The following is a 20,580-nucleotide window of genomic DNA, read 5'->3' on the forward strand; positions in this document are numbered from 1 at the left end:
CTGGCCCGACATAGATAGTTCAAGGACTGATACATGAGACTGTTCCGACTGCGTTTTGCCCTTCCCACGGCGTTGCTTCTCTCTCTATCTCTCTCCGGCTGCGTCTCCGATCTCGATTCGGGTGCCTACGGCAGCATGGACGATCCGCGCTACGCGCAGCTGTTGGACCAAGTGGACGCAGCACTCAAGGCGAACATGGCGGTAGTGCTGGTGGCGGACGTGATGCCGCACAAGTCGCTGAGCGATGCGCTGACCATGACGCAATGGACGCCAACGGTGATCTGGGAATACGAGAAAGATCCGAAGGTGACCTTCGGCCGCAAGTTCCAGACCAACGCGCTGCAGAGACCGCCTGGCGAAACCTACCTGTTCAAGGCCTTCGAGGTGCATATCCTGCCACCCGGCAAATACTTGCTGACCGGCGGCGATGACTACCAGCTCCGCGGTTTGCTTGACCAGGTCGACGCCCGCAGCGGTCCACCCGGTTCAGGCCGTGGCGCCAACGGGACCGCCTACCTGTCCCCAGAACTGTATCGCGAGTTCTACAGGGAAGAGGTCTGGAAGGACGCTACCTATGGCAGCGAGACCAAGACCGAGCGTGTCTGTACCGCTGTAGTCAGGGCCTCGGGTGCCTGCGTGAGCTGGGGTGAACAGCAATATACCCAGACGACGGCGGGCTCCCCGGCCGGTTATTACCAACAGACCGACTCTCGCGACATTCCCGCGATCAAGGTCCAGGCGCGCCTGCCGGTCGACAAGGCGCTCGCCAGTTTCACCATCCAGGGCGGGCAATTGCTGCTGGCCCCGCGCATGCATCTGAAGACCCCTGGCTACAAGTACCAGCAGTCGAAGTGCCGAGCGATCGATCCGAAAAAAATCGAGTGTCCGCTCGACAACCTGACCGTCTACACCTGGCCGGCACCCATGAGCTTTTCGCAGCACCTCATCGAGCAGCGCAACCTGAGCGAGAAGCACCGGCAACTGCTGTCCAGGCTCCAGCCCATGCAGATCACGCCGCTGGGCAAACAAGGCATGGAAGATCCCATCTGGGGTGTGCCGTTGTCGCTGTCCAAGTAAGGCAAGTCCGGGGGTATGCGGGGCAGGATTTTGATTGCGGAACTGATTTCTTAGGGGCTTCCAATGCTCAAAAGGGGTCAGTCATGAACGGCTGCTTTCAGGTCCGGCGATTCGTTGAGCTGAACTTCAATTGCTTGAAGCTCTTTCATTTGCGTCTTCAACTTGGCGATTTTCTCTTCCAGCCGCACGGCGTTGGGCTCGGAGACTGTTGGTTCCTGCCGATCGGCAGCATCAAGTGCCGTCAGGTAACGGTTGATGCTCGATTCAATTTCTTCCATTCGCCGCTTCAGTTTGGCGCTGGTGAAATTGCGTTGAGCCTCTCGCTCCAGGCGCCGGGGTTCTCGACAATGTTTTGTTCACGATTTCAGGCCAAAAATAGATCCTACACTTGACCTACTCCGGATCGTGACAACAGACGCAAAGCTTGTTTCCTTCAGGGTCTCGAAAATACGCCCCATAAAAATTCGGGTGGTATTCGGGTCGCAAGCCCGGAGCGCCTTCACATGTTCCATCCAATGCCAACGCCAGGGCATGAGCGTTGTCTACGATCTGTCGATTAGGTGCCAGCAGAGCAATCATTTGTCCATTGCCTAGCGCCGCAGATTCGCCGTCGAACGGCTTGCCCACCACGAAAAGAGGGCGTGCAGTGTCGGGGTGTTTCCAGCCCGCCCATGGGCGTTCAAGGTCTGTGAACTTGAGCTCAAGTCCGAGCATCTGCATGACCCCTTGATAAAACACAAGTGCTCGATTGAAGTCATTCACTCCGATGAATACATGTGAAATCATTTTTTGTCCTAATAAGAGGAAGCCTTCTCGCACCATACCAAGAATTTCCAGGCTGTTTTCAACTCCTCTCCTGAAACATACTCCGTCGGTCTTAGAAGCTTTTTTACACACTCTGGGCCAGGAGCGGTCACTGCATAAACTCCACGCTCCTGAAAAAAGACTCAGTTGCCCAAGCACTTTAACAACAGGGCCAACACCCAGTCTTCTTGCGAAGCCAATGCCGCGCTGATCTCCTCGCATCTCCCATTCAGAGACAGCAGGTCGCCAGCCAGTACTTCTCCACTGGACATGCACATATCCAAAGCAATACTAAAAACCCCGCTACTTACCTGCTTGCTCTCAAAAACAAGCTCAACCTCTTTAGGGAAGATCGTCACGTAGACGAAGAGTATTTCATCCGCGTATGTGTAGTGGCCATGATTCCTTTTGAGTAAAACACTCTGACTTTTCGAAGCCCTCTCATAAACATTATCTAGAAACCTTTGAAGGATGAACAAAAGCTCTGGCTTTTCAGTGCTCATTGGATTCCCTTGCGAGCAATAGACTTCAACACGCTATTCTAACCAACATCGACGGTGCCCGAGCTGCACGATGCGCAGGGGCGATTCAGTTTGGCGTATGGATTGATCATTTTTGCCCCACAACCTCACCTCACTAGCCAACAACCAGTTCGCCAAATGCAACCAGGGTTGCAAAAATAGGGATTCGAACCCCTTCCCGAATCTGCTCAGGCCGCTTTAGGCCGATTGCTGCTGCGCGATAAGAGTAAAAGATGGAGCTGTATAATGATTGATAGCCTGGAGGTTCAAGAGTTTGATTGCCTTGAGGAGGCGTTACTTGAAGCGAGCGTGTCTTTCGGTGAAATGACACGTCAGTACGCTCGCTATTTGCTCAGTCTGATTGACGGTGGTGTACTTGCTACCATTTCTGATTCTAAGTTGAAGGTGCTGATTCCATATATCGAAGAAAGTATCCTGCGAGAGCGTATAGAAAGCGATGGAGATCTCCGAAGAAAGCTTGTACTAGAACTCTGGGCGGTAGAGAAACAGCAACGTCAATCAGATGAAAACTTTGCGTTTCTCATACGCTGTGTTCTTTTTTGCTTTGAAACTGAAGAGCACTGGATAGATCGGCCAGGCCGGGCATCTCCAGGCGCACATCGGCGGTGCTGCGCTGAAACGCAGCCAGGCGTAACTGATAGCGGCTTACGTCGCCACGGGTGATGGTGACGGAGCCAAGGGCTTTGCCGCTCGAGGCTTGGCCCGGCCTACCGAGGCTGCACCAAAAGTTTGCCTTCGATACTTGGCTGACGACCCTCCTGAACTGGACATTCCCCTTCCCTCCCTTGATAGAAAACTCCACTCAAAGATCATAATTGAAAGGAACTACGCGGCCTCTCGACGAACCTCCAGAGCACCGTCAATCCAAGCCATGCAGGCCTTCCAGAGCTGACGAGTCCTCTCTTCGCCGAACTTCATTTTCTTGCCGACTTCCACCAGAAAGGTGTCTCGGCTGGTGTGGTACCGCATCAAGGGGCAGAACGATACAGAGCTGATCATTCTGAATGTAGTCGGCTTCATCGAGGCTTGAGCGCTTGACTGGCTCGTGCTCGGCAAAACGATGATTTCCTCGAACTCGCCGGGATATTCGCCATTACTCGCGGTATATCTTAGAATGGCCGGCTGCCGACGAACCGTAATGACCATAGCCATCGAGGGCTTCCATTAATAAGTGTGGTTAAGATGAACAAGCCTTTCATTTCGCTGTGCCCTGAAATTACTCGGGCGCACGCGCTGACGTTGATGGATTGGTTGGAGGATGAGCGCGTTACCTGCTATCTGAGCGATTCACGCGATGTCTCTCGCTCCATCGAGCAAGTCATCGATCGAACTCAATTGCCGATCCTGACCCATCTGTTCAACCGGGGCGGCCGATTTTTCATGGCCTATGACCGGCATGACGCGCCGGTGGGCTTTGTCCGTCTGATCAAGACCGGCTCCAATTGCGAGATAGTTCTGGTCATCGGAGACAGCGACAAATGGGGCCGAAACCTTGGCGCTCGCACCATCCGCGAAGGCATGAAACTGGCCTTCCTCGACATGCGGGCCGAGAAACTCATCGCCAAGATCCACCCGGATAACACGCGCTCGCTGAAAGCCTTTCAGCGCAGCGGCTTTCTGCTTGAAAGCGAAACGCCGACATTGAAATCATTTTCCATGACGGCCGGGCGCTATCTCCAGTTATTGCGCGAAGGTACCGTTTCCGACGCCACTGAGATCTACATCACCGAAATTGACAAGGCCAGGCTCGAGAGCCTGATCGCGCTCGAGCAAGGCCCGGCCGTTTTTGAACTCGAACATGAGCTTGAACGAGCCATTGTCGTCAAGCCGCAGCAGGTTGCACGCAATGTGGTCACGATGAACTCCAAGGCCTTGCTGCAACTGGACGACGAAGAGATCGAAGTGGCCTTGGTCTACCCGGAAGACGCGGACAGCAACGCAGGGAAGCATTCCGTGTATTCCGATATAGGCGCCGCCATCCTTGGCTATCAGGAGGGGGACACCATCGACTGGCGGATTTCTGATCGGACCCGCCGGATTGAGATCAGGAAAGTGCTTTACCAGCCGGAGGCTGCGGGCGATTTCCACCTGTAGTTGCGTCTTTCCCTCGGTGTTCACCCATCAGACGCGAGGGCTCCCCAAAGGACGGCGCCTCGCTTTCTGTGCCTGAGCGGCTCGTTGTAGGGTCAAGGGTGGGCGCGGAGCCAGTTGCGAAAGCAGGAGTCGGCAGAACGGATCTAGCCGGCTCCTACGACAATTTGAATTCTCTAAATCGACGGATTCCCGTAATCCCCCAACCCAAATCAAATTGCCACCACCGGTCACGGAGGGCGGCGCCTGCAGCATTGAAGAGCAAATAGGAAACTGACTAATTTATTGCTTGCGGCCTCCTCCCAAGACCGAAAGCACCGCCGCCGACAGTGATCACACTGCGACCTTTCTTCTTTTTCTTTTTTGGGCTGAATAAGAGTCGCAGGCATCTGGCTCTGGCGGCACCAGCCAGGTCACAAACTCCCATGCCTACAGGGCCTTTGCATGTGTCGAGATGTTTGCGTAAGTGCTTAAAATTCTCGATCCAGGCGATGCAAGCCGGTTTCTCGGACACTTGAAACAGGAGACTACGAAGAAGATTTACGTTCGCGTCCAAGACATCGCGAACCCGACGAAATAGGAAAGTTTTGGTACGCCAGCACTTTCAAGCAGGCAATAAAAAACCCCGTAGACGTTAATCTACGGGGTTTTCAAGGGTGGAGGCCGAGGTCGGAATCGAACCGGCGTAGGCGGATTTGCAATCCAGATAAAATTTCATGTTTTCAATAAGTTGAGGAATATTCAGTTCCGCAAGTGCCACTCCCTAGAAAGGCTGCAACCCATGGCCTACGCGGGTCATAAATTTGATTGCGGAACTGATTTCGCAGGGGCTTCTAATGGCCAAAAGAGGTGAGTCATGAGCGTCTGCTTTCGGCCATCAGGAGTCATTGGACATCTCTACCAACAGTCGTTGGCCTCGACCGTCACCGAAAATCAATTGTCTCGTAACTCTGAATTCCGACAAACTAAGCCAATGATAGAAAAGGTTAACTCTGGCTGAAAACCCAGCCAGAGTTGTATACAAAAAATCTCAAGCAAGCAGAAAATTCACACCTAGAAATTAGACAGCTTTACAAGCTGCGCCTTAATTCCCTTTGAAACCTCAGAGTCAAAGCCGTAATTCACAAGACAACTTTTGAGAAACTCAATCTGGCTTTTATAGACAGTAAGCGTTCTAGCTGACTCACCATCTTTTTGATTAAGAGCTTTGATTTTTTCAATGACTTCAATCGTCATCTCCTCAATCATATCAGCCGTCTCTTTATACTGCCTTAGATCGATTTCCTTATTAACAAAATCATTATAATTATCCTTGGCCGCCATGTTAAATGCATTTAGCGTTAACTCATACTGGGCAACCAAAGCCATTTCCGCCTGTTCAATAAATTCATCAAGCGAATAGCTAATAAGATATCCATAACGATAACAATTCATAACTTTATTATCAAAAAACCCTTTCTCCTGCGTAACATTACACGCTACGGCAGCAAATATCCTTAAACCTTGCCCGATTGGAATTGAATTTTTCGCCGAGCTAATCTGCACCTTGCTAGACTTGCCGAATGAATTCACAATGCCCGATAGTAAATTCAAGCAATTTGCTGCGACCAACAAGCGTACATCTTGTGTTATCCCGCCGTCCTTATTAATCTCTGCTACACCCTTAGATACTTCCGCACCATCTGGCAAGTCCTTAACAGGACCCAATGCGCCCACAACAGCGTTAGTTATATTTTGGATCATTGCACTTAGATTATCAAGACTCCAAGTAGCCGAGGTCTGGAAATCCGAATGAGCACCACTCACGTAATCTGAAAACTTCCAGTTTCTCTGGCTATTCTCGTAAAAATACCCTTGTTCCTCCCTAAGCTCATTTTTCATATGAGCCACTTTAGCCTCTAGATCATTATTAATTTCCTCAAGTCGCTTTCTATCTCGCTCACTTTTCTCCAACAGTTTTTTTACACTATTACTAGTTCCCATCTCATAGCATCCTTGATATGTTTAACAGAAAACTAAGACCAGCTAAAAACTCTAAGCTCTCTTAGCCCAAACCACGTACAACCTTACAGCTCGAGCAAAAAAAACAACACCTCACTTTTAAAATTAGAAACCAACAGATCAATGATCACCAAAAATCAAACACCCTCAAACTTGAATGGTGGCGAATCTTTAAAATCGCGAGAAACCTCACCCGAGTAGACTTTTCTTTGATCAGCCTCAAGATTCAACTTTTTAACCTTACCAGTCGCCTCACTAAAATCAACCTTCCGCAGATCAACCCAAAAAGTATTAGGGGTAATAGCTGACTCAAAGAAATACTGCATTTGTTTATGATCTGCCACGGTTCGCCAGCGAGTTGATGAAATATTGGGTTTACCTGGAGTAGTAATGCCATAGGGCACCGATACGTTTCGTATAACACTAAAGACACTTGCTAACGAAAATCTCGCATCCTGATTCTTAGGGACTGCATTCACATAGAAAGATGCGCGGGCAAAACGATCGGGCGAACGATTGGTTCCGGGCAAATCCTCCGTTCCATCAATACCTTCCCAATAAGAGTTCATCGCCAACTGTTCTTCAAAAGTAGGAGAATTTGTCATCACCTGATAAGAACGGCCATGATGAATAACTTGCTTTCCACCAATATACTCGACAATGGCACTATCTCCAGACGCATCAGAGATTGATAGATGCAGTGTTGCTAATCGAGTCTCTTTAGGAACTGGCGCTGTAACAACATTGAAAGGTTCTGTTTTGAGGATCTCAACAGCTTCAGCTACCGTTTTGAAGTTATCAAGAACATATTGAGCCCAAGCGGCGATACTTAATCCAGCCTTACGCTGATCTACTTCGGGGTACTCAGACTCTACTAGCCACAGTAGGTTTGCTGACAACCCTGCCTCATTCATACCGTCCGTCGTCGAGATATCATAACCCGAGGCAATCACACTGCCATATTTGGAAGTCCATGTGACTGAGTTGGGGCCAGCCTCACCATGACGGAGCATCCCCTTCGGAAACACCCACAAGTTAGTTTCCACGTCCTTTGCCCAGTCCATTGAACGCGCAGTAATAACCTGCTGATTATCTCCCAGATATACCAAGCGAGTGCAAGCATGTGCCATCGGTAGCGATGAGCAGAATCCAACCAAGAGCATCACAACCCATTTTGCCTCTTCTAACATTTTCATTCCTTCGCCCTCCTTAATTCCCTATTAAACGTATTTCACTCTCACACCAACAACATCCGTTGCTCGCATAAAAACAAACCTAGCTAGGTAATTCGACAAAATCAAGGAGACTGACTTTTTGATCTAATGCAAAAAAAGTCCTGCCAAGCCCTTTCAAACTACTAGAGTGCTAGTAATCTCACATCGTTAAGCGCCACAACATCTGATCCGTATTTTTATTTCAAAACTGAGTCTAGAAAAAACCAAATAGCCAATTAAGCAGCCGCCTGTGGCACTTGACGCGCCTAATCCCTTCAATCTCAGACCACCTACTAATTCCCAACCTTGGCTTAACTGGCCAGCTTACTTCTAATTCTCTAAAGTTTTTTTGGTGACATCACCGACGGCCTCAGATAGTTCGGCGTCGATCATTGACATAGTGGAAGAGTCCTTGCGATGGGCCTAGCCCGCTACCAAGATCAGCAGTGTCCAACCTTCGGCTAGACACTGGGTGGCCCTCGCCTGGTTTAGCTAGACCTTCACTTATCCGAGTAACGATCTTCATCGGAATCGCTTCTTTGGGGTGTTGGCTCCGTTCAGTCACGCCGGCGCCAACGGTTGGGTTCCTTTTCCTTCGTTACTTAAACGCCGCTCAACGCGCCCACACTTCCTACAAAAGCTCCGAGTGCCTGCCCAGCAGTTTGAACAGCCTAACCAGTTCAGCTTCACCACAGTTCGGTGGCTTCATGTTCGCCGCGGCTCTTCACTTCGTGAAAACGACTTCTTTTATGTAGTCCTGGCATGCCGTCAGGGCGATCAGTCCTTGGTCACCGTCGCCGGCTATGGTGACAATTCGTTGAGCAGCCGCTGGGTCAAGTTCGGCTCGCGCCGCTCCATGAACCACGCCGCAGGTGCCGGCGGTGGCTGACACCCCACCGCTACCACCCGAGGCGGCGGTACTGAGTAGGACTGACAGCCGCAGATCAGCAGTAGCAAGCCGATCACGCAGGCGAGCCTGGTTCGTTTGAGCATCGCGCAATTCCTTGTAGTGGGTTTCGTCATTCGCCTGCAGGCGATCCTCCAGGGCCCGGCGGGCTTCCTGCTGAGTTTCCTGCTGAGTTTCCTGCCAGTTGATCACCGCCGTGGCGGCCTGCTCGCGATCAGTGCTGTACGCCTCGGCCTGATCAGCGAGATCCTTGCCGTAGGCGTTGGCCTGCCACGTCCAGGCCAGCCAACCACCCAGGGCGAACCCCAGCACCAGGGCCAGGACCGGCAACAGCCACCCCGGGGCCTTCAAGGCAGCACCTTCAATGCACGCTGATATAGCGCCTCACGATCCGCCAGGCCGTTGGTTCCTCCGTTGATGCGCTTGGTGATGGTGAGGAAGTCGCCTTTATCGGCCAGGGTGTTCAGCCCTGCCCGCTGCCAGAACCAACCCGCCGACAGCGCGGCATAGACCGGGGCTTCCAGCAGCTCCGGGGTGTTGAGTAGTCGAGCATCGCTGAACAGCGCTTCACTGCAGGCTTCGTAGTTCGCCCGGCCGGTGACCTGAATCAGTCCCCTGCCCCGGTACTTCTGGCCGTCGCCATCCGCTTCGGATGTATTGCCCAGGCGCTTGGCCAGGGTGCCAGTGTCGTACTTGGTCAGGTACTGATTGCTGCCCAGCTCGCGTACCCATTGCAGCTGGCCGGACTCATGGCCGATCTGCGCGATGAACGCTGCCATCCGCAGCCGGGTGATAATTGCGTACTTGCTCATGGCAGCGTTGAGAGCAGGAACAAAAACGCCGGCTTTAGCGCCGGCGTTGGGGAGGATCTGCAGCAGCTGCTGCACGGTAATCATCATGCCTGATATCTCCAGTGATGATGGGGGTTAAAGCTGCACAACCTTGAGCGGCTTGGTTTCTTTCTTTTTCTTGCCTTTGGCTTTCGCCTTACCCTTCTTGCCGCCGTTGCATTCGACCGTAGTGCTCCACCCGGACTGGGTGAACACCTGTTCGACCGAGTCCACCAGATACTCGCCATCGAGGCCGACCTTGAAGCCCTGGGCATTGATCATGCGTTCAGCGAATAGATCGGTTCGGCCGGACATCTCCAGGCGCACACCGGCGGTGCTGCGGTTGAATGCCGCCAAACGGGCCTTGGCGGCCTGTTCGGCGGCGGACTTGTTCGGGTAGATGTGGCGGTCGGTGTGCACCGGCGGCAGGCCGTCCGGGGAGTCCTCGTTGCCCAGGTCGACAACCCGCAGCTTTCCGCTCTTTTTGTCCTGGTGCTTGGTCTGTACCGCCTTGTGGGTGCTTTTGTCCCCCAGGCGGAACTGATAGCGGCTCACGTCGCGGCGAGTGATGGTGACGGTGCCAAGGGCCTTGCCGCTGGCGCTCTGCCCGGCCTGTCGGGGCAGCACAAGCAGCTTGCCGTCGGCCACCTTGGCCGTGCAGTCGTACTGCTTGGCCAGACGGGTGATGAAGTTGAAGTCGGATTCATTGAGCTGATCGACCCGGGGCACCTTGGTGGTCACCGGGCACACCGGCTGCCAGCCATTGCGGGTCGCCACATCGCGCACGATCTGCTGCAGCGGGACGTTTTCCCAGCTCCCGCTGCGGGTAGTCTTGCCACTGCCGCGCATGTCGCTGGCCTTGCCCCGGATCTCGATAGAGTCAGGCGGACCCGTCACCACGACCTCGTCCACCATGTAGCGCCCCAGGCGGGTCAGTGACTGGCCGGCGTAGCCCATGAACACCTCGATGCTCGCGCCCCGGCTGGGCAGCGCCACAGCGCCGTCGCGGTCGTCGATGCGCAGCTCAAACTCGTCCGACTCCATGCCGGGCTTGTCCGAGGTGCGCAGGGTCAGCAACCGGTCATTTATCAGCGCGGTAATATCCCGACCATCAGCGACGATTCGGAAGATCGGAGTCATAAGTGTACCTCCATAAACGACAAAGCCCCGCACAAGGCGGGGCTTCTTCATGTAGACCAAATGCTAAAACGACTCAACAGGCTTTTTGGCTGCCTCTGAAATCTTATTAGATTCAAACTTAGGATAACTAAAACGAATAATCAGACCTGTATCACCCTCCTCACTCACCAACATAATCTCTGCTGCTCGAGTATTATCAGGAGATGCCGCCAGAAGACTGGTTGTATTCGTATTTTTTTTACCCACGCCTTCTAGGAGGGTATAGGTCACATTGCCACCAGCCAATGCAGCTGCCTCATAATTTGAAAGCCGGGATGCAAACTCATCACGACTTGATGCCTTAGCAGCTAACTCGACTACGTCCAAATGAGACTTACTGTCTGAGATAGATGTGAGGCGAAACGTTTTGCCAATAGATCCTATCGCTGTAGCAAAAAGACTTTGATCGTACTCACTCATTAATGACACCATGATCAACTTCGAGTTTGAGAAAATCAGACCAGCTGTAAATTCTTTCCCCAAAAACTCCACACCATCAAGACACTTGGCAGTACCACCTAAAATTTCAGAACAATCATAGTAACCTTTGGCCTTTGTATAGGAGGACATCGGAGAGCCATAGGCGTAAGACTTGAACAAGTTATCTGCTGCCGAAGCGCTCAGCGCGCTACCTAGCATCCCAACACCCACCAATAGCCCTACGAGCATATTCTTATTCATTCAGTCACATCCCTGCGTAATACTAGAAATAGGTGGCCGGATGCTATCAAACCGTTCCCCCTAATCCCAGAGCTGCACCGTAGTCTCGGTCTGGCTCTGCAGATCCAGCAGCACAATCAACACCCCAGCCCAGAACGGCTGGGGCTCATCAGCCAGCCCCTGGTTAGCATCCAGCACCGCTTCGACACTACCATTCAAGTGCCCGTAATACTGGTGACACAGGGTGTCCAGCAGATCCCCGTCAGACGTTCTGCATGTCGTCGCCATAGCTCACGAACTCCATTGAAAAGCCCTGCTTACGCGGGATGCCCCCGGCCAGCAGGCAGCTCTGTTCTTCCTCAAGGCTGGTCATGCACCAGGTGCCCAGCACTTCGCCATAGCCCGTGGTCAGGCTCAGCGGCTGCAGCCGTCGCCCGATGCTACGCAGTTTTTGCAACTGACCCAGCCCCCCCTTGAACCCAGGAAACACCGCACCCTTGCGGGTGATCTTGTCGTCGCCCTGCCCCACTGCCTGCTGCGCGATGCTGCGGGTCAGGTGTTCCTGGCCAGCCCAGCGGAACCCCGCCTGACGACGCAATTCTTCAAAGGCTGCAGTGTCAAGGTTGAAGTAGTACGGCTGTCCGCCAGTCTTAAGCGGGTGGATGATCAGCAAGTGCGGGAACGGCTTCACCGCCTCGGCCGCCGGTGTGCTCAAGTTAACGAATGATCCAGTCGGAAGGATGTTGCCCAAGGAAGGACTGACTTGCCCTCCGATCCGGTTGATCGCAGCGCTGGCCTTGGCGGTCTGCTCCTGCAGCGTACCGAGGCGCTACTGGATCTGCCCCACCGCCGTCACCGCCTGGCTGTGCTTAGCCAACACCTCGCCGACAACGGACTGCACGGTGATGCGGCGCAGGGTCCGCTGGAGCTTGGCGCCCATCTCAAGCCCCACAAACGGGATGTTCTCCAGCTCCGAGGCAGCACCGGTAATCTCGCTAATGGCTCCGTTCAGTCGGGTCAGCATCCATCCGCACTGCTGCGGCCCGCCTCCCCATCTGAATACCGCAATGACAGAGCACTCAGACAACTCACAGCCAAAACGCTCAACATCTCACGCTCAATGCAGGGAGATTTTTCTTAAATTCGACGCTAAAACCCGCGATTTGCAGAAGCGATCCAAAAATTTGCGGAAGCGATTGCCCAAATCCCAGGCAATAAAAAACCCCGTAGACGTTAATCTACGGGGTTTTCAAGGGTGGAGGCCGAGGTCGGAATCGAACCGGCGTAGGCGGATTTGCAATCCGCTGCATAACCATTTTGCTACTCGGCCCCAAATGTCCAATGCCTGAAAAACAACACTGGCCACATACAAACTAGAACGGTTTTCGAGATCAACCTCATCTCGCAACTCTTTGATTTCTAAAGAGTTTTTCCGTTTCCTCGCTGAGGAATGGTCGCAATTATGGACATGTTTTCCATTCCTGGCAACTCCTATTCGATATTTTTTCTGCCGGGCTGTTTCTACAGGTTTCCGGGTGGGCAAATACGCCTCGAAGTCGCCGACGGGGCTGGATGATTGCATAAATCAAGTCCGATAGCTCGCCCTTGCCTGTTCCTCACTCACCTACCCGATCGGGTTATGGCGTGTGTGCGACCGCTCGCGGACAGTAGCGCCAACGGCTCGACTCGGGCTCCTCCCATCAGGCTCAAGGCGGAATTCCAGCATGCGTACAGCATTCCCTGCGGTGTTTGGCGTGGTTCTGATAGTGGCGGCAGCCTGGGTGCAGGCCGAGGAGCCCGCAAGCAAGACGCTGCGGCTGTACAACTGGTCGGACTATATCGGCGAGAACACCCTCGACGGCTTCGAGAAGGCCAGCGGCATCAAGGTGATCTACGACACCTTCGACTCCTATGAAACCGTCCAGGGCAAGTTGCTGCCCGGGCGCTCCGGCTACGATCTGGTGGTACTCAATGCGGCGCTGGTGCCGCCCTTGATCAAGGCGCAGGTATTCCAGCCGCTGAACAAGCAGTGGTTGCCCAGTTGGCAGAATCTCGATCCCCAGGTGCTGACAAGCCTGGAGAACTACGACGCCGGGGTGCAGTATTCGGCGCCCTATACCTGGGGCAGCAATGGGGTGACCTATAACGTCGACAAGATCCGTGAGCGGATGCCGGACGCGCCCATCGGCTCCCTGGCAATGCTGTTCGATCCCAAGGTGGTGTCGCGCTTCGCTGATTGCGGAGTGACGCTGCAGGACTCGCCCACGGACATTCTGCCGCTAGTGCTGGCCTGGCTGGGGCGCAATCCCAACAGCGCCGAGCCCACAGACCTCAAGGCCGCGCAAGATGCCTTGATGGCCATACGGCCCTATATCCGCAAGTTCGACTCCACCAGCTACCTCAATGGCCTGGCCAATGGCGACCTGTGCCTGAGTGCGACCTGGTCCGGCGATTACGCCACCGCCCAGGCCCGGGCCAATGAAGCGGGGGCACCGGTCAAGCTCGACTATTTCATTCCCAAAGAAGGTTCGCTGATCTGGTTCGACAACTTCTACATTCCCGCCGATGCGCCGAATGTGGCCAATGCCCATGCCTTTATCGAGTACCTGTTGCAGCCGCAGGTGATGGCCGAAGTCAGCGACTACATCCGCTATGCCAATGCCAACCTCAAGGCCACCCCGCTGCTCGCTGCCGAGGTGCGTGACAACCCGGCGATCTACCCCGATGCCCAGACCCGGGAGCGACTGTTCAACCAGAAAATCCAGTCTCCCGCCAGCACCCGCCTGATCACCCGCACCTGGAACATGGTGAAGATCGGCAAGTGATCCATGCCTACCCATTCCACGGACGTTGCGTCCAATGGTTCAACCCGAGGTGAAGCCCATGGCTATCCAACCCGAAGCCTTTTTTCAACAGTTCGACGACCCACAACTGGTGGCCGCCGACAAGGCCCATTACATGCACGGCTTTCATATGTTCGACGAGCACCGCGAGCAGGGCTCGCTGAACATCGCTGCCGGTGACGGTGCCTATATCTATGACACCGCCGGCCGGCGCTACCTGGATGCGGTCGGCGGCATGTGGTGCACCAACATCGGCCTGGGCCGCGAGGAAATGGCCGAAGCGATTGCCGATCAGGTACGGCAGTTGGCCTACTCCAATCCGTTCTGCGACATGGCCAATGTCAGCGCCATCCAGCTCTGTGAAAAACTCGCCAGCCTGGCGCCGGGGGACCTGAACCACGTGTTCCTCACCACTGGCGGCTCCACGGCGGTAGACACCGCCTACCGCCTGGTGCAGTTCTATCAGAACAGTCGTGGCAAGCATGAGAAGAAGCATGTGATCTCGCGGATCAATGCGTACCACGGCTCGACCTTCCTGACCATGTCCATCGGCAACAAGGCCGCCGACCGAGCTCCCGAATTCGACTTCATGAGCGACCTGTTTCACCACATCTCCTGCCCCAACTACTACCGAGCCCCGGCAGGTATGAGCGAGGCGGATTTCCTCGATTTTCTGGTGGCCGAGTTCGAGGACAAGATCCTCACCATCGGCCCGGACAAGGTGGCCGCCTTCTTCGCCGAACCCATCATGGGCTCAGGCGGAGTGATCATTCCGCCCGAGGGTTATCACCGGCGGATGTGGGAAATCTGCCAGCGCTACGACCTGCTGTATGTCGCCGATGAGGTGGTGACCTCGTTCGGTCGCCTGGGCACCTTTTTCGCCTCCCAGGACGTGTTCGGCATGCAGCCGGACATCATCACCACCGCCAAGGGCCTGACCTCGGGCTACCTGCCCCTGGGGGCCTGCATTTTCTCCGAACGCATCTGGCAGGTGATCGGCGAGCCGGGCAAGGGCCGTTGCTTCACCCACGGCTTCACCTACAGCGGGCACCCAGTCAGTTGCGTCGCGGCGCTGAAGAACATCGAGATCATCGAGCGGGAAAACCTGCTGGCCCATGTCGAGGAGGTGGGGGTCTACTTGGAGCAACGCCTGCAGACCCTGGCGCAGTTGCCCCTGGTCGGCAATGTACGCTGCAAGCGGCTGATGGCCTGCGTCGAGTTCGTCGCCGACAAGCACAGCAAGAGCCTGTTGCCGGAAGCCCTGAACATTGCCGAGCGCATCCACCTGCGAGCCCAGGCCAAGGGCTTGCTGGTGCGTCCCATCGGCCATCTCAACGTCATGTCGCCACCGCTGATCATTACCCGTGCGCAGATCGACGAAATCGTCGATACCTTGCGCGAATGCATCCTCGAGGCTGCAGCCGAGCTGCGCCGTGACGGCCAGTACCTGGGTTGATGAGTCGACAACGGGCACCGACAGCACTGCGAATCGGGGTCTTACCCGGCCTGCGCCCGGCAGTTAAACTGCCGGGCATGAGCGCATCTGCCAATCCCCCCAACGCCCCACTCTCCCTCGATGCCCTGCAGGCCTGGCATGCCGGCTTGGCCAAGGCATTCGACAGCGTGGACGATGAGGCCTTCCTCAGCCATCTGGCGGCAGCGCTGAATGCCCTGACCCCCATCGAATCCATGATGATCAGCCTGGAACGCAAAGGCTTGCCACCCCAGTTGCTGCATGAGCAAGGCATTGTCGGCGCGTACCGCGACGAGATCATCAACCGCTATTTCTCCCGCGGCTACCTGCTCGACCCCTTTTGCCTGGCGGTGGAAAACGGTCTGGCGGAAGGTTTCTACCACCTCTCGGAAATCGCCCCGGACGACTTCTTCGCCAGCGAGTACTACAAGACCTACTACCTCAAGACCGGGGGCGCCGAAGACAGTTACTACATCGTCGACCTCGACCCGCACAGCAAGATTTCCCTGTGCATGTTCCAGGGCTTGAGTGGCGCACGCTTCGCCAGCGAACCCTTGGCGCTACTGCGGGCGGTGGAGCCGCTGGTGCGCGAGCTGATCCGTCGTTTCGGCAGTGCCGGCGGCCTGCAGCAACTGGTGCGACACGCGACTCAGGGTTCGCTGCCGGCCCTGGCTCCGGCCGACCTCAACCAACAGATCGAAGCCGCCTTCATGAGCTTCGGCACTCCGCTACTGACGGTGCGTGAACGGGAGATCGCCCACCTGATCCTGCGCGGTCACTCGGTGAAATCCACGGCCAAGGTGTTGGAAATCTCTCCGGAAACCGTGCGCATGCACCGTAAGAATCTCTATACCAAGCTGGCCATCAGCTCCCAGGCGGAGCTGTTTTCGTTGTTTATCGACTGGCTGACCCTGCGCCCTCAAGCCCCCGCCCATTGAGCCGACGGGTGTGCCCAGCTCGCCGCCGCCCCGGCAACGTCGTCAGGTCCCGGAAATCGGACCAGGGCCTGCACAGCTTGTGCAGGCCCTTTTTTCCTCAGTGCATCAGTGATGCATTCAACGGGCCGCCCAGGCGTTGAAGCGCTGCTCCAACTCCTCGCCATGGTCGACCCAGAACGCCGCATCCACCGCCCGCGCGTCCCGCAGGTTGGCCTCGTAGGTCGGCAGTTGCTGCTGCACCGCCTCAGGCAACAGGGGCAGTGCCTGACGATGCACCGGTCCATAGGGAATGTTCTGCGAGAACACCTTCTGCACCTGGGGCTGGCTGGCGAACAGGATGAAATCTTCGGCCAGGGCCTTGTTCGGCGAGCCTTTGACTACCGCCCAGTACTCCGGATCGTACAGGCTCTGGGGCCAGAGGATACTCAACTGCATGCCCTCCTTCTGGGCCATGGCAATGCGTCCGTTGTAGGCCGCGCTCATGACCACATCACCGGCCACCAGCCATTGCGGAGGTTGAGCCCCGGCTTCCCACCACTGGATGTAGGGCTTGATCTGATCCAGCTTGGCGAAGGCCCGGGTCACGCCTTGCGGGGTGTTGAGCACCTGATACAACTGGGCCGGCGCCACACCGTCCGCCAGCAGGGCGATTTCCAGGGTGTACTTGGCGCTCTTGCGCAAACCGCGCTTGCCGGGGAAGTCCTTGAGGTTCCAGAAGTCGGCCCAGGACCCGGGCGCCTTGGCCAGCTTTTGCGGAGCAAAGGCCATGACCATCGACCAGACGTAGGTGGCCACGCCGCACTCGCTCAGGGTGCCCGGGACGAACTGCGCCGGATCACCAAAGCGAGCCAGGTCCAAAGGTTCGAACAAGCCCTCGTCACAGCCGCGCAACAGCTCCGGGCTCTCCACTTCGACCACATCCCAGCTGGTCTTGCCGACATCGACCATGGCCTTGATCTTCGACAGTTCACCGTTGTACTCCCCCGCCACCACCCGGGCTGCCCCGCTCTGGTTGAAGGGTTGGAAATAGGCTTTTTCCTGAGCCTGTTTGGTGGCTCCGCCAAAGGAAATGACGGTGAGATTCTGCGGCTGGGCCGAAGCCCCGGCGCACAGCAGAACCCACGACAATGCAACGCCGCAACGCAAGGTGTTGGACATAAAACCCATCCTCAAAGAAAGCCGGCTCGCCCGCACGAACCCGCACAGCAGGAGCCTGGAAGCGACCGTATTCACGGGCGGTACTGCACCAGGCACTACGAGTCTTGGTCAGCGGTGCAAGGCGCCTGGCAGCACAGGCCAGGTAGCCGGATCGTCACCGTTGCGGGCTCTGTGGCCCCGTTCGCTTGGAGTGTTTGCAACCGATCCGGGGTGAGCGGACGCGGTCTTGCTCGAATGGCGGTTCATCGCTTGCTCCCTGTTGTTTTTGTAGGAAGAACAAATCGATCGGCAGTGCATCGCCGCAGGCGCCCGTGGCAGTCGGGCAGGCGTATGCAGGGGGTCATTGTTTCCATAACCCGGAACGTTGCGAAACGAGGTTTTTGTGAGGCACAGGCAAGGGAAAAGCTGCTTTGCGGGAAGCTGCTGCAGGTTTTCGCAGGGATCATCAGCCCTGCAGCGAACGCCGCAGGACAGGCAAACAAAACACCCCGCAAGCGCCTAACGCTTGCAGGGTGCAATGGCCGGTCATGTGCCGGCAGGCTTGAGCATCAGTCCAGCACGACCAGCAACCCCGAGATCACCCCGATGCCCATCACCGCGGAGAGCAGCATGCTGCTGGAGACCTCCGTCTCATAGGTCTTGTAGCGCGACGCCAGGATGAAAACGTTAACCGCCACCGGCAACGCCGCCATGATCACCGCAATCTTGATCAGAAAGTCGCTGAGGCCAAACACATACCGGGCGGAAACGAACACCAGCACCGGCAGCACCACCACCTTCAACAGTGCCAGCGACAGGGCGTCGCCCTTGATCAGGCTCTGATTGCGATGCACGGCAAAGGCGGCGCCCAGGGCTACCAGGGCCAAAGGTCCGGTGGCGTTGGTCATCTGCGTGGCGAAAATCTGCAGCGGACTGGGCAACTGCCATTGCAGGGCAATGAACAGCACGGCCAGCAGCACCGCCAGGATCAGCGGGTTGGTGACAATGGAACGGGTCGTGGTGAGCAGCACGCGGCCGATATCCGGCTTGGCCTGCACCTCCTGTTGCGCGGTGAGCTCCATGATCAATGCGCCACCCGCCAGGATCACCAGGTTGTCGGCCATGGTGATCATCAACGTTGGCAAGGCCGCCTCATCGCCAAAGGCCATGACCATCAGGGGCAAGCCCATGTACCCCACCACCCCCGAGATGGACGACAACCCACGCAGGCCGGCTACGCGCCCATTGCCGCCCCAGATCAGCCAGCCACCTACCGCAGCGATGATGAAGGTCACCAGGCAAGCCAGGTAGTAGGCGCTGAGCAGCCCCCAATCCAGCTCGCCATGGTCCCGAGTGCCCAGGGTCTTGATGAAAATGAAGCATGGCAGGAACAGCCAGAACACGACGCCCACCAGGCCCTTTACCGTTTCCTTGCCGATGACCCCGATCCGCACTATCCAATAGCCGGCGAAGATCATGGCAAACAACGGCATCACCACCGTAAAGACCTTATCCATGAGCAGCATGCCCCCGAACAATCCACCGTTCGGCATACTGCGCCAGTTGCCGGGGGGTGTAGGTCGAGGCGCGGTAGAAATCCATCACCCCGCCCATGACCCGCCGATAGTGGGACTCGATGTCCTTCATCGAGGCCCGCATCTCCACTTTCAGGCTCTCCACTATGGGCCACAGGTCTGCATCGGCCATCGTCGCCACATTCAGCCCTGCCGTTGAATAGTGTCTCAGGGCCTGGCGAATGGTTTGCGGATGCAGGCCGACATAGTTGACGAAGTAACTCTTCTCATCCTGAGTTTCAAGAAAGTCCGGAATATTCAGAACACCGTAATTGGAAAGTGTTTCCAACTTGCCACTCACCGGCCGATAAACACTGGGCACTTGCAAGAAGGCGTCTTCACACTGATGAGCTGCATCGATCAACTTATCCAGATCAAGTTCACAGGAGCCCAGAGTTATATTATTGGTCTTGCACAACTTGACCACTTGTTCCAAGGGCGCAATACCCGATCTATTGCCAAAACCGGCGAGCGCCCCTTCAACCATCTGAAAGCCCGAGTGAATGGCTTGCATGGTATTGGCAAGGGCCAGTCCGTTGTCGTTATGGGCATGCAGGCAAAACACCAGCCGGGGGTAATCCTTGACCAGCTTCGAACACAGCCACTGGGTCACATGGGGCTGCAGCGAGCCCACCGAATCGTTGATCCTGATGATCTCCACCCCCAGGCTGGCAGCCCAGTCGATTTGCCGGCAGATTTCGCCATAGCGCTGCTCAGACACGCCCCTGCGAAAATTATTGAGCACGCTGGCCTTGAATCGGACGGCACCGATGCTGCGGAACGCCTCGATGGCCCGCTCGAACTCCCGCTCGCCCTGTCTGTAGGTGATCATGCCGAAGCTGAACACGGTGTCGGCGATCCACTGGCGATGTTGCTGGCGGGACTGGAAGTAAGCGAAAGCAGTCTCCCAGCAGTTGAGCAGAATGATGAAGGTGGCGCGGGTATCGGCGGGCAGTTCATGGGCTTCCCGGGCCTGATGCAGGCGGTCCCAGACCAGCGGCTCTTCAGGCCCGCAGCCCACCACGAAATCTCTCAAGCCTGCCGCTGCCATGGACTTGAGAAGCGCCACCTTGGCGTCCACGGAAATGGGAAAGGCCGTGCGTTCAATTCCTTCCCGAAGGGTTTCATCCACTAGATAGGGGACCGAATAATCACGATAGCGAATTCCACTTTCAGCCGTCATTGTCCTGCTCCTTGGCGGTTCGATTATTGTTATACCCACTTAGGTTTAAACCTTGAACAACTCCAATAACCGCCACACCATATAACACCAACTAAAAAACACAACCTAAGACAATCCTTAAAAAAT

Annotated in this window: 19 protein-coding genes, 1 tRNA gene and 2 pseudogenes; 6 read left to right on the forward strand and 16 right to left on the reverse strand. The window is 55.7% G+C overall.

Features of this window, described 5'->3' with window-relative positions; translation table 11 throughout:
• Positions 1–33 precede the first annotated feature (33 nt).
• Complete coding sequence (locus PFZ56_RS23030; RefSeq protein ID WP_110596561.1) at positions 34–1,077, forward strand: hypothetical protein; 1,044 nt, start codon at positions 34–36, stop codon at positions 1,075–1,077.
• Positions 1,078–1,157: 80 nt separating this feature from the next.
• On the opposite strand, the pseudogene PFZ56_RS23035 reads toward PFZ56_RS23030, so the two are convergent.
• From PFZ56_RS23035 to PFZ56_RS23045, 3 genes and pseudogenes are all read right to left on the reverse strand, one after another.
• Positions 1,158–1,388 (reverse strand): annotated as a pseudogene (locus PFZ56_RS23035) (IS5/IS1182 family transposase); the annotation flags it as partial.
• Between the two features lie 82 nt (positions 1,389–1,470).
• Entirely contained in the window at positions 1,471–1,899 is a 429-nt protein-coding gene (locus PFZ56_RS23040) for a VOC family protein (protein ID WP_102882567.1), read from the reverse strand.
• A 125-nt stretch (positions 1,900–2,024) separates the two neighbouring features.
• Positions 2,025–2,384 carry a hypothetical protein gene (locus tag PFZ56_RS23045; RefSeq protein WP_170003593.1) on the reverse strand — a complete coding sequence of 120 codons (360 nt, stop codon included), beginning with the start codon at positions 2,382–2,384 and terminating at the stop codon, positions 2,025–2,027.
• 264 nt (positions 2,385–2,648) lie between these two features.
• Between PFZ56_RS23045 and PFZ56_RS23050 the strand changes: the two genes are divergently transcribed.
• Entirely contained in the window at positions 2,649–3,086 is a 438-nt protein-coding gene (locus PFZ56_RS23050) for a hypothetical protein (RefSeq protein ID WP_262379756.1), read from the forward strand.
• A gap of 162 nt (positions 3,087–3,248) precedes the next feature.
• Here PFZ56_RS23050 and PFZ56_RS23055 read toward each other — a convergent pair whose 3' ends face one another.
• On the reverse strand, positions 3,249–3,575 hold the full coding sequence (locus PFZ56_RS23055; protein ID WP_262379757.1) for a hypothetical protein: 327 nt from the start codon (positions 3,573–3,575) through the stop codon (positions 3,249–3,251).
• A gap of 30 nt (positions 3,576–3,605) precedes the next feature.
• On the opposite strand from PFZ56_RS23055, the gene PFZ56_RS23060 reads away from it, so the two are divergent.
• Positions 3,606–4,517, forward strand: coding sequence for a bifunctional GNAT family N-acetyltransferase/nucleoside diphosphate kinase regulator (locus PFZ56_RS23060; RefSeq protein ID WP_170003596.1), 912 nt, complete (start codon positions 3,606–3,608; stop codon positions 4,515–4,517).
• 1,050 nt (positions 4,518–5,567) lie between these two features.
• Here PFZ56_RS23060 and PFZ56_RS23065 read toward each other — a convergent pair.
• From PFZ56_RS23065 to PFZ56_RS23105, 9 genes and pseudogenes are all read right to left on the reverse strand, one after another.
• Positions 5,568–6,497 (reverse strand): hypothetical protein, encoded by a 930-nt coding sequence (locus PFZ56_RS23065; RefSeq protein WP_102882558.1) that lies wholly within the window; start codon positions 6,495–6,497, stop codon positions 5,568–5,570.
• Positions 6,498–6,652: 155 nt separating this feature from the next.
• Positions 6,653–7,711, reverse strand: coding sequence for a linear amide C-N hydrolase (locus PFZ56_RS23070; protein ID WP_170003599.1), 1,059 nt, complete (start codon positions 7,709–7,711; stop codon positions 6,653–6,655).
• 742 nt (positions 7,712–8,453) lie between these two features.
• Complete coding sequence (locus PFZ56_RS23075; protein WP_170003602.1) at positions 8,454–8,987, reverse strand: lysis system i-spanin subunit Rz; 534 nt, start codon at positions 8,985–8,987, stop codon at positions 8,454–8,456.
• Positions 8,984–9,535 (reverse strand): glycoside hydrolase family 19 protein, encoded by a 552-nt coding sequence (locus PFZ56_RS23080; RefSeq protein WP_170003605.1) that lies wholly within the window; start codon positions 9,533–9,535, stop codon positions 8,984–8,986. Before PFZ56_RS23080 ends, PFZ56_RS23075 begins: the two co-directional genes overlap by 4 nt.
• A 27-nt stretch (positions 9,536–9,562) precedes the next feature.
• Positions 9,563–10,606 carry a phage late control D family protein gene (locus tag PFZ56_RS23085; protein ID WP_170003608.1) on the reverse strand — a complete coding sequence of 348 codons (1,044 nt, stop codon included), beginning with the start codon at positions 10,604–10,606 and terminating at the stop codon, positions 9,563–9,565.
• Between the two features lie 63 nt (positions 10,607–10,669).
• Positions 10,670–11,326: a hypothetical protein gene (locus PFZ56_RS23090; protein WP_170003610.1), complete on the reverse strand. Its 657-nt coding sequence runs from the start codon at positions 11,324–11,326 to the stop codon at positions 10,670–10,672.
• A 60-nt stretch (positions 11,327–11,386) separates the two neighbouring features.
• Positions 11,387–11,593 (reverse strand): tail protein X, encoded by a 207-nt coding sequence (locus tag PFZ56_RS23095; RefSeq protein ID WP_170003613.1) that lies wholly within the window; start codon positions 11,591–11,593, stop codon positions 11,387–11,389.
• Positions 11,568–12,415 (reverse strand): annotated as a pseudogene (locus PFZ56_RS23100) (phage tail protein). Before PFZ56_RS23100 ends, PFZ56_RS23095 begins: the two are co-directional and overlap by 26 nt.
• Positions 12,416–12,561: 146 nt before the next feature.
• Positions 12,562–12,635: transfer RNA gene (locus PFZ56_RS23105), tRNA-Cys, on the reverse strand.
• A gap of 394 nt (positions 12,636–13,029) precedes the next feature.
• Between PFZ56_RS23105 and PFZ56_RS23110 the strand changes: the two genes are divergently transcribed.
• The 3 genes from PFZ56_RS23110 (at position 13,030) to PFZ56_RS23120 (ending at position 16,560) form a co-directional block, all read left to right on the forward strand.
• Positions 13,030–14,130 (forward strand): polyamine ABC transporter substrate-binding protein, encoded by a 1,101-nt coding sequence (locus PFZ56_RS23110; RefSeq protein WP_170003616.1) that lies wholly within the window; start codon positions 13,030–13,032, stop codon positions 14,128–14,130.
• 58 nt (positions 14,131–14,188) lie between these two features.
• Positions 14,189–15,604: an aminotransferase gene (locus PFZ56_RS23115; protein WP_170003620.1), complete on the forward strand. Its 1,416-nt coding sequence runs from the start codon at positions 14,189–14,191 to the stop codon at positions 15,602–15,604.
• A 77-nt stretch (positions 15,605–15,681) separates the two neighbouring features.
• Positions 15,682–16,560 (forward strand): response regulator transcription factor, encoded by an 879-nt coding sequence (locus PFZ56_RS23120; protein ID WP_170003623.1) that lies wholly within the window; start codon positions 15,682–15,684, stop codon positions 16,558–16,560.
• A 117-nt stretch (positions 16,561–16,677) separates the two neighbouring features.
• Here PFZ56_RS23120 and PFZ56_RS23125 read toward each other — a convergent pair whose 3' ends face one another.
• The 3 genes from PFZ56_RS23125 to PFZ56_RS23135 all read right to left on the reverse strand — a co-directional run bounded on the left by PFZ56_RS23125 (position 16,678) and on the right by PFZ56_RS23135 (position 20,454).
• Positions 16,678–17,718, reverse strand: a complete 1,041-nt coding sequence (locus PFZ56_RS23125) for an ABC transporter substrate-binding protein (RefSeq protein ID WP_170003626.1) — start codon at positions 17,716–17,718, stop codon at positions 16,678–16,680.
• A gap of 548 nt (positions 17,719–18,266) precedes the next feature.
• Positions 18,267–19,214, reverse strand: coding sequence for an AEC family transporter (locus PFZ56_RS23130; RefSeq protein WP_170003629.1), 948 nt, complete (start codon positions 19,212–19,214; stop codon positions 18,267–18,269).
• On the reverse strand, positions 19,207–20,454 hold the full coding sequence (locus PFZ56_RS23135) for a pyruvate carboxyltransferase (protein ID WP_170003632.1): 1,248 nt from the start codon (positions 20,452–20,454) through the stop codon (positions 19,207–19,209). Before PFZ56_RS23135 ends, PFZ56_RS23130 begins: the two co-directional genes overlap by 8 nt.
• Positions 20,455–20,580: the final 126 nt, after the last annotated feature.

This window comes from Pseudomonas danubii, assembly GCF_042980055.1.
GTDB classification, from domain to species: domain Bacteria; phylum Pseudomonadota; class Gammaproteobacteria; order Pseudomonadales; family Pseudomonadaceae; genus Aquipseudomonas; species Aquipseudomonas danubii.